Annotated in this window: 5 protein-coding genes; 4 read left to right on the top strand and 1 reads right to left on the bottom strand. The window is 71.9% G+C overall.

Features of this window, described 5'->3' with window-relative positions; all coding sequences use genetic code 11:
* Nucleotides 1-108: 108 nt before the first annotated feature.
* Nucleotides 109-1,155, bottom strand: a complete 1,047-nt coding sequence (locus ACFU5G_RS28105; protein WP_377252095.1) for a LacI family DNA-binding transcriptional regulator — start codon at nt 1,153-1,155, stop codon at nt 109-111.
* A gap of 143 nt (nt 1,156-1,298) precedes the next feature.
* Here ACFU5G_RS28105 and ACFU5G_RS28100 point away from each other — a divergent pair, with 143 nt between their 5' ends.
* The 4 genes from ACFU5G_RS28100 to ACFU5G_RS28085 are packed head-to-tail and all read left to right on the top strand — an operon-like array spanning nt 1,299 to nt 7,244.
* Complete coding sequence (locus ACFU5G_RS28100) at nt 1,299-2,615, top strand: extracellular solute-binding protein (protein WP_377252093.1); 1,317 nt, start codon at nt 1,299-1,301, stop codon at nt 2,613-2,615.
* Nucleotides 2,616-2,622: 7 nt separating this feature from the next.
* Nucleotides 2,623-3,546, top strand: coding sequence for a carbohydrate ABC transporter permease (locus tag ACFU5G_RS28095; protein ID WP_377252091.1), 924 nt, complete (start codon nt 2,623-2,625; stop codon nt 3,544-3,546).
* Nucleotides 3,543-4,370: a carbohydrate ABC transporter permease gene (locus ACFU5G_RS28090; RefSeq protein WP_377252089.1), complete on the top strand. Its 828-nt coding sequence runs from the start codon at nt 3,543-3,545 to the stop codon at nt 4,368-4,370. Before ACFU5G_RS28095 ends, ACFU5G_RS28090 begins: the two co-directional genes overlap by 4 nt.
* A gap of 12 nt (nt 4,371-4,382) precedes the next feature.
* Nucleotides 4,383-7,244, top strand: coding sequence for a family 78 glycoside hydrolase catalytic domain (locus tag ACFU5G_RS28085; protein WP_377252087.1), 2,862 nt, complete (start codon nt 4,383-4,385; stop codon nt 7,242-7,244).
* The last annotated feature ends 73 nt before the right edge of the window (nt 7,245-7,317 follow it).

Genomic DNA, 7,317 nt, shown 5'->3' with positions numbered 1-7,317 from the left:
GCCCAGGCCTGGACCGATCTCGATGCCAACTGCCGAAACCTCGGGCGACCTGCCGAAACCCTGGGCGACCTGCCGATCCCGGCGCTACCCGCCTCAGCACCCGCCCCCTCACCCCTCCCGCACCGCCCCGCTAGACCCCCGCACCCGCAGCACCGCCTCCGCCTCGTACCGCACCGCCTCCGTGCGCCCCTCCAGCCGTTCCAGCAGCAGCCGCACCGCTTCCCGGCCCAGCGTGATGCCGCTCTGGTCCACGCTCGTCAGGGACACCAGCGGGTGCCGCGCGATCGGCACGTCGTCGTAGCCGACCACCGACACGTCGCGCGCATCGAGCCCGGCCTCGGCGACGGCGCTGAGCACGCCGATCGCCAGGGTGTCGTTGCCCGCGAAGATCGCCGTCGGGCGGTCGGGGGAGGCCAGCAGGTCGAGCGTCGCCGCGTGCGCCTCGGAGCCGTCGAACATCGTGTGCACCACGTGCGGCTTCAGCCCGGCCGCCGTCATGCGCTCGCGGTAGACGGCGGTGCGCACCACGTGGGGCTCGGCGCCCGCCTGGCCGGCCCACGGCGGCTCGGGCCGCGACGGGTGGATGGTCAGGTGCGTGATCCGGGTGTGGCCCAGGTCGAGCAGGTGCGACATGACCTGCTCGGCGCCGGACCGGTCGTCGCCGGTGATCGTGTCGTAGCGGTCGGACCGGTCGTGCCGGCCGATCACCACCAGCGGCGTGCGCTCGGCGACCCGTTCGAGCCAGACCGGGTCCACGCGCGGCGAGATCGCCACGATGCCGTCGACCTGGCGGTCGGCGAGGCTGTTGATCGCCACGTCGCCCTTCTGGTCCCGCCCGAGCGGCGCGATGATCATCTGGTACGGGGTGTCCGCGAGCGCCTCCGTGGCGCCGTCGACGATCATGGTCAGGAAGTCGTTGCCCACCTGCGGGATCTCGAAGCCGAGCGTGAAGCTCGCCCCGCGCATGGCCCGCGCCGCCACGCGCGGCCGGTACTCCAGGCGCTCGATCGCGGCCTCGACCTGCGTGCGCATGTGCGGGCTGACGCCGTAGGCGTTGCGGATCACCTTGGACACCGCGGCCCGGGAGACGCCGGCCTCGCGGGCGACGTCCTGGATGGTCGAGGGCCGCGGGCGGCGCGTCGGTTCGGTGCTCATCGTGGTGCCATCCTGCCCGTGTAGATCGGTTGACACCAGAAATGGCGCCCCGCTAGCGTGCTCCCACTGAAAGGATTCAGCGGTGCGAGTGTAGATCGCTCTACACGCCATCGTCCCATCCGTCTCTACAAGGAGGTAGAGAGATGTCCCGTACGTTCCCCACCCGCAACAAGGTCCTCACGGCCGCGGCCGCCCTCGCGGTGGCCGGCGGTGCCCTCACCGGCTGCGCCGCGTCCGGCGGCGGCGACGGCACCACCGAGATCACGTTCCTCACCTCGAACGACGCCCCCAACCCGGAGACCGCCGAGGCCCTGGCCGCTGCCTTCGAGGAGGAGCACCCCGACGTCTCGGTGTCCGTCGAGATCCGCCCCGGCGGCACCGAGGGCGACAACCTCGTCAAGACCCGGCTGTCCACCGGCGAGATGGCCGACGTCTTCTACTACAACTCGGGCTCCCTGCTCCAGGCCCTCAACCCCGACTCGACCCTGGTGGACCTCAGCGACCAGGAGTGGGTCGGGTCGCTGACCGAGGAGTTCACCCCCGTCGTCAGCACCGACAACGGGCTGTACGGCGCGCCCCTGGGCGCCTCCTTCGCGGGTGGCGTCGTCTACAACAAGCCGCTGTACGAGGAGCTCGGGCTGGAGATCCCCGAGACCTGGGATGAGTTCATGGCGAACAACGCGACGATCGCCGCCGAGGCCGACGGCGTCGCGCCGGTCATCCAGACCTACGGCGAGACCTGGACCAGCCAGCTGTTCGTGCTGGGCGACTTCGCCAACGTGCTCGCCGTCGACCCCGAGTGGGCCGACCAGTACACGGCGCACCAGCGGTCCTACGCCGAGGAGCCCGCGCTCCTGGGCTTCCAGCACCAGCAGGAGGTGGCCGAGGCCGGCTACTTCAACGAGGACTTCCCGTCCGCGGCCTTCCAGGACGGCGCCCGCATGGTCGCCGAGGGCGAGGGCGCGCACTACCCGATGCTCTCCAGCGTCATCCAGACGATCCTGCAGAACACCCCGGACGCCGTCGACGACATCGGCTTCTTCGCGCTGCCCGCCGAGGATGCCGCGAACACGCGGGCCACCATCTGGCAGCCCAACGCGCTGTACGTGCCGAAGTCGACCGAGGGTGCCGAGCTGGAGGCGGCCAAGGAGCTCGTCGCCTTCGCGAACAGCGAGGCCGGCTGCGAGATCCAGAACGAGCTGCTGCCGCCCGCCGGACCCTACGCGGGCACGTGCGAGGCGCTGGACACCGCCCCGGCGCTCCTGGGCGACATCCAGGCCTACTTCGACGCCGGCACGACCGCCAACGCCCTGGAGTTCAGCTCCCCGGTCAAGGGCCCGAACCTGGAGAAGGTCACCGTCGAGGTGGGCTCCGGCATCAAGACCGCCGAGGAGGCGGCCGAGTTCTACGACCAGGACGTCGAGAACCAGGCCCGCCAGCTCGGCCTCGAGGGCTGGTAGGTCGCCGATGGCGGCGACCCTGACCGAGGTGCGGCCCGCCCGCCGCCGTCGGACGGCGGGCTCCACCTCGGCCACCCAGCGCAGCGTCTACCCCTTGTGGTTCTACCTGCCGGCCGGCGTGCTCTACCTGGTCTTCTTCGCGGTGCCCACGTTCGCGTCGTTCTGGTTCAGCCTCACGCGCTGGACCCTGTTCGACACCGAGTTCATCGGCCTGGACAACTTCGTCCAGTTCTTCGCGGAGCCACAGCTCTCGCAGGGCTTCGTGAACACGCTGATCTACGGCTTCGTGACGTCGGCCGCCAAGGTGGTGCTGGGGCTGGCGCTCGCGGTGCTGCTCACCTCGCAGCTCGTGGGCCGCGGCTACCTGCGCTCCGTCGTGTTCTTCCCGGTGCTGGTCTCCACGATCGGGGTGGGCATCACCTTCAAGGCCCTGCTCGACCCGTTCGACGGCGTGGTCAACACGATGCTCGCCGCGTTCGGGATCGAGGGGCCGGGCTGGTTCACCGACCCGAACCAGGCGCTGCTGACCATCGCGGCCGTCGACGTCTGGAAGGGGCTCGGCATCGCGACGCTCATCTACATCGCGGGGATCGTCGCCATCCCGCAGGAGTACTACGAGGCGGCGAGGGTCGACGGCGCGGGCCGGTGGCAGCAGTTCCGTTCCATCACGCTGCCGCTGGTCCAGCCCGCGACGGCCACCGTGATCATCCTGTCGCTGATCGGCGGCCTGCGGTCGTTCGACCTCATCTGGGCCACCACGGGCGGCGGCCCCGGGTTCACCAGCGACGTCATCGGGTCCGTCATCTACAAGCAGTACCAGGCCGGGTTCTACGGGCTGTCCACGGCGGGCAACGTGATCCTGTTCCTCGTGGTCACGGCGATCATGGTGCCGGTCTCCCTGCTGCTCAACCGCAAGGAGGTGGACCGATGAGGCGCGCCGGGTCGTGGGCCACGGGCATCGTGGCCATCGCCGTCTCCGTGGTGGTGTTCCTGGTGCCGTTCGGGTTCATCTTCGTCACCGCCTCGAAGGACGCGTCGGAGGCGTCGCGGCTGGAGTTCTCGTGGCCCACGCAGTGGGCGTTCACCGAGAACCTGACGGAGGTGCTCACCACCCGCGACGGGATCGTGGTGCGGGCCTTCCTGAACAGCACGGTGCTGACCGTGGTCAGCGTGACCGTCATGGTGGTGCTCGCGGCCATGGTCGGTTACCTGCTGCAGCGGCGGCGGTCCCGGTTCAACCCGGTGGTCAACTTCTTCGTGCTGGCGGGCCTCATCGTGCCGCCCGCCGTCGTGCCGACCATCTGGGTGCTGCAGCAGACCGGGCTGTTCAAGACCATGCCCGGCCTGATCCTCATCGAGGCGACGTTCGGGCTGTCGTTCTGCGTGCTGCTGTTCCGCGCGTTCGTGGCGACCATCCCGCGCGAGCTCGACGAGGCCGCGATCATCGACGGCGCCGGGCCCCTGCGGCTGTTCTTCGCCGTCATCCTGCCGCTGCTGCGGCCGGTGATCATCACGATCGTCGTGGTCCAGGCGGTCAACGTGTTCAACGACTTCACCAACCCGCTGTACTTCCTGCCCGGCGACGAGAACGCGACCGTGCAGCTCACCCTCTACAACTTCCAGAGCCAGATGGTCAGCCAGTTCAACCTGCTGTTCATGGACATCCTGCTGATCACGGTGCCGCCGCTGGTCATGTACATCTTCTTCAACCGCCAGATCGTGGCCGGCATGACGTCCGGCGCGGTCAAGGGCTGAAAGGGGCCACCGATGGAGAACAGTCCCACCCGCGTCCGCGAGGTGCGCGTGGAGCGCCGCACCGACGGCGCCTTCGCCGACGTCCCCGACCCGCGCCTGAGCTGGACCGTCGGGTCCGACGTGCCCGGCTGGTGGCAGGCCGCCGCCGAGGTGCGGCTCGACGGCGGGGAGGTGCGCCGGCTTGAGACCGACGAGTCGCGGTTCGTGCCCTGGCCGTTCGACCCGCTCGCGCCGCACGCACGGCACACCCTGGAGGTGCGGGTCACCGGCACGGACGGCGGCACCTCGCCCTGGAGCGAGCCCGTCACCGTGCGCAGCACCTTCCTGGCCGACGGCGAGTGGGCGGCTCGGTTCGTGGGCCTCGCCGACCCCGTGGAGCCAGCGACGCCGGGCCTGCTGCGGTCAGAGATCGAGCTGCCCGGCGACATCGCGCGCGCCACCCTCTACGCGTCCGCGCACGGCGTCTACCAGGTCGAGATCAACGGCCAGGACGTCGACGACGCCGTGCTCAAGCCCGGCTGGACCGCCTACCAGCACCGGCTCGTGCACGAGGCAACCGACGTGACCGCGCTGCTGCGCGCGGGCGCCAACGCCGTCGGCGTCCGGCTGGCCGGCGGGTGGTGGACCGAGAGGTACGGGTTCCACGGCGCCGCCCGCCCCTTCTACGGGGAGCAGCCGGCCGCGGCCGTGCACCTGCACGTCGAGCTCACCGACGGCACCACCCGGGTGCTGACCACCGGGCCGGACTGGCGCGGGGCGGCGGCCGGCGTCGTCGTGGCCAGCGGCATCTACGCGGGCGAGCGGGTCGACGCCGTCCCGGGCTGGAGCCTGCCCGGGTTCGACGACTCGGCGTGGGCGCCCGTGCGGGTGGACGCCGCCGACGTCGTGCCCGAACCCGCGATCGCCGAACCCGTGCGACGGGTCGACGAGGTTTCGGTGCGCGAGGTGATCACCACGCCGTCGGGCCGCACGGTGCTCGACTTCGGGCAGAACCTCGTGGGCCGCCTCCGGGTGCGGGTGACGGGGGAGCGCGGGCAGGTGATCACGCTGCGGCACGCCGAGGTGCTGGAGCACGGGGAGCTGGGCGTGCGGCCGCTGCGGCACGCCGCGGCGACCGACCACCTGGTGCTCTCCGGCGATGCGGACGTGTTCGAGCCCGAGTTCACGTTCCACGGGTTCCGGTACGCAGAGGTGGACGGCTGGCCCGGAGAGCTCGGGCTGGAAACGGCCCGCGCGGCCGTGACCGCCGTCGTGATCAGCAGCGACATGCGCCGCACGGGCTGGTTCGAGAGCTCCGACGAGCGCGTGAACCGGCTGCACGAGAACGTCGTGTGGGGCATGCGCGGCAACTTCGTCTCCCTGCCCACCGACTGTCCGCAGCGCGACGAGCGGCTCGGCTGGACCGGCGACATCCAGGTCTTCGGCCCCACCGCGAGCTACCTCTACGACAGCGACGCTTTCCTGGCGTCCTGGCTGCGCGACGTCGCCGCCGAGCAGGCCGACCGGGGCGGCGTCTGCCCGGTGGTGGTGCCGTTCGTGCTGCCCTTCGGGGCCAAACCAGCCGCCGCCTGGGGCGACGCCGCGACCGTGGTGCCCACCACGCTGCTCGAACGGTTCGCCGACCGGCGGGCGCTCGCGGAGCAGTACCCGAGCATGCGCTCCTGGGCCGACGCCCTGCTGGACCTGGCCGGCGACCGCCTGCTGTGGGAGGGCATGTTCCAGTTCGGCGACTGGCTCGACCCCGACGCGCCGCCGGACGACCCCGCGGGTGCCAAGGCGGACCCCGACATCGTGGCCAGCGCCTACCTGGTCCGGTCCTTGCAGCTCGTCACGCGGGCTGCTCGCGAGGTGGGCGACGCGGCGGGCGTCGAGCGGTACGGGGACCTCGCCGAGCGGGCGCGGCTGGCCTGGGTGGCCGAGTACACGACGCCGGCGGGCCGGATCGTCTCGGACGCCCAGACCGCGTACGCGCTGGCGATCACCTTCGACCTCGTGGACGACGCGACGCGCGCGGTGATGGGCGACCGGCTGGCCTGGCTGGTGCGCCGCGCCGGGTACCGCATCGGCACCGGGTTCGTGGGCACGCCGATCATCCAGGACGCGCTCACCGGCACCGGCCACGCCGACGTCGCCGCGCGGCTGCTGCTCCAGACGGGCGTGCCGTCCTGGCTGTACGCCGTGACCATGGGCGCCACCACGGTCTGGGAGCGGTGGGACAGCATGCTGCCGGACGGGAGCATCAACCCCGGCGAGATGACGTCGTTCAACCACTACGCCTTCGGGGCCGTGGCCGACTGGCTGCACCGCACCGTGGCGGGGCTCGCCCCGGGCGCGCACGGGTACCGGCGGCTGCGGATCGCGCCCGTGCCGATCGTCGGGCTGGACCACGCCACGGCGCGGTTCGAGACGCCGTACGGGCTGGCGGAGGCAGGCTGGGCGGAGCGGGACGGGCAGGTCGTGGTGCACGCGGTGTTGCCGCCGAACACGACGGCGCTGGTGGTGCTGCCGGGCGGCGGGTCAGTGGGTGCGGTCGCCGGATCGGCGGGCGGCGGCGAGGCCGGGATCGAGGTGGGCGCCGGCCGGCACGAGTGGACCGTGCCCGACCCGCGCGACCGGTCGGTCCCGCCGCCGGTCGGCCTCGACTCGACGCTCGGCGCCGTCGCCGACGACCCGGAGGCGTTCGCGACCGTGCTGGCCGCCGTCGAGGCCGCGGATACCGGGCAGACCGGCGCCCTGCGCTCGCTGAAGGAGTGGACCGACCAGCGCACCCTGGCCGAGGAGCTGGTGCGGCTCCCGACGGGCGCCCCGGACCAGGTCCGCACGGCGCTGGAGGCGCTCAACGCCCGCCGGCGCGGGGCGGTGGTCCCGGGGTAAGCGGTCGGCAGTTTGCCCCGCAGACTCGGCAGTTGGCATTGAGATCGGCACAGCCCTGTGCCGATCTCAATGC

The sequence above is a fragment of the Promicromonospora sp. NPDC057488 genome, assembly GCF_042802395.1.
Lineage (GTDB): Bacteria > Actinomycetota > Actinomycetes > Actinomycetales > Cellulomonadaceae > Promicromonospora.
The sequence above is the reverse complement of the archived record's forward strand: the minus strand, read 5'-3'. Positions and strand labels throughout refer to the sequence as shown.

Coding starts and splice junctions, on each gene's coding strand:
- ACFU5G_RS28105 (WP_377252095.1), bottom strand. CDS start 1,155: ATGAGCACCGAACCGACGCGCCGCCCGCGGCCCTCGACCATCCAGGAC.
- ACFU5G_RS28095 (WP_377252091.1), top strand. CDS start 2,623: ATGGCGGCGACCCTGACCGAGGTGCGGCCCGCCCGCCGCCGTCGGACG.
- ACFU5G_RS28090 (WP_377252089.1), top strand. CDS start 3,543: ATGAGGCGCGCCGGGTCGTGGGCCACGGGCATCGTGGCCATCGCCGTC.
- ACFU5G_RS28085 (WP_377252087.1), top strand. CDS start 4,383: ATGGAGAACAGTCCCACCCGCGTCCGCGAGGTGCGCGTGGAGCGCCGC.
- ACFU5G_RS28100 (WP_377252093.1), top strand. CDS start 1,299: ATGTCCCGTACGTTCCCCACCCGCAACAAGGTCCTCACGGCCGCGGCC.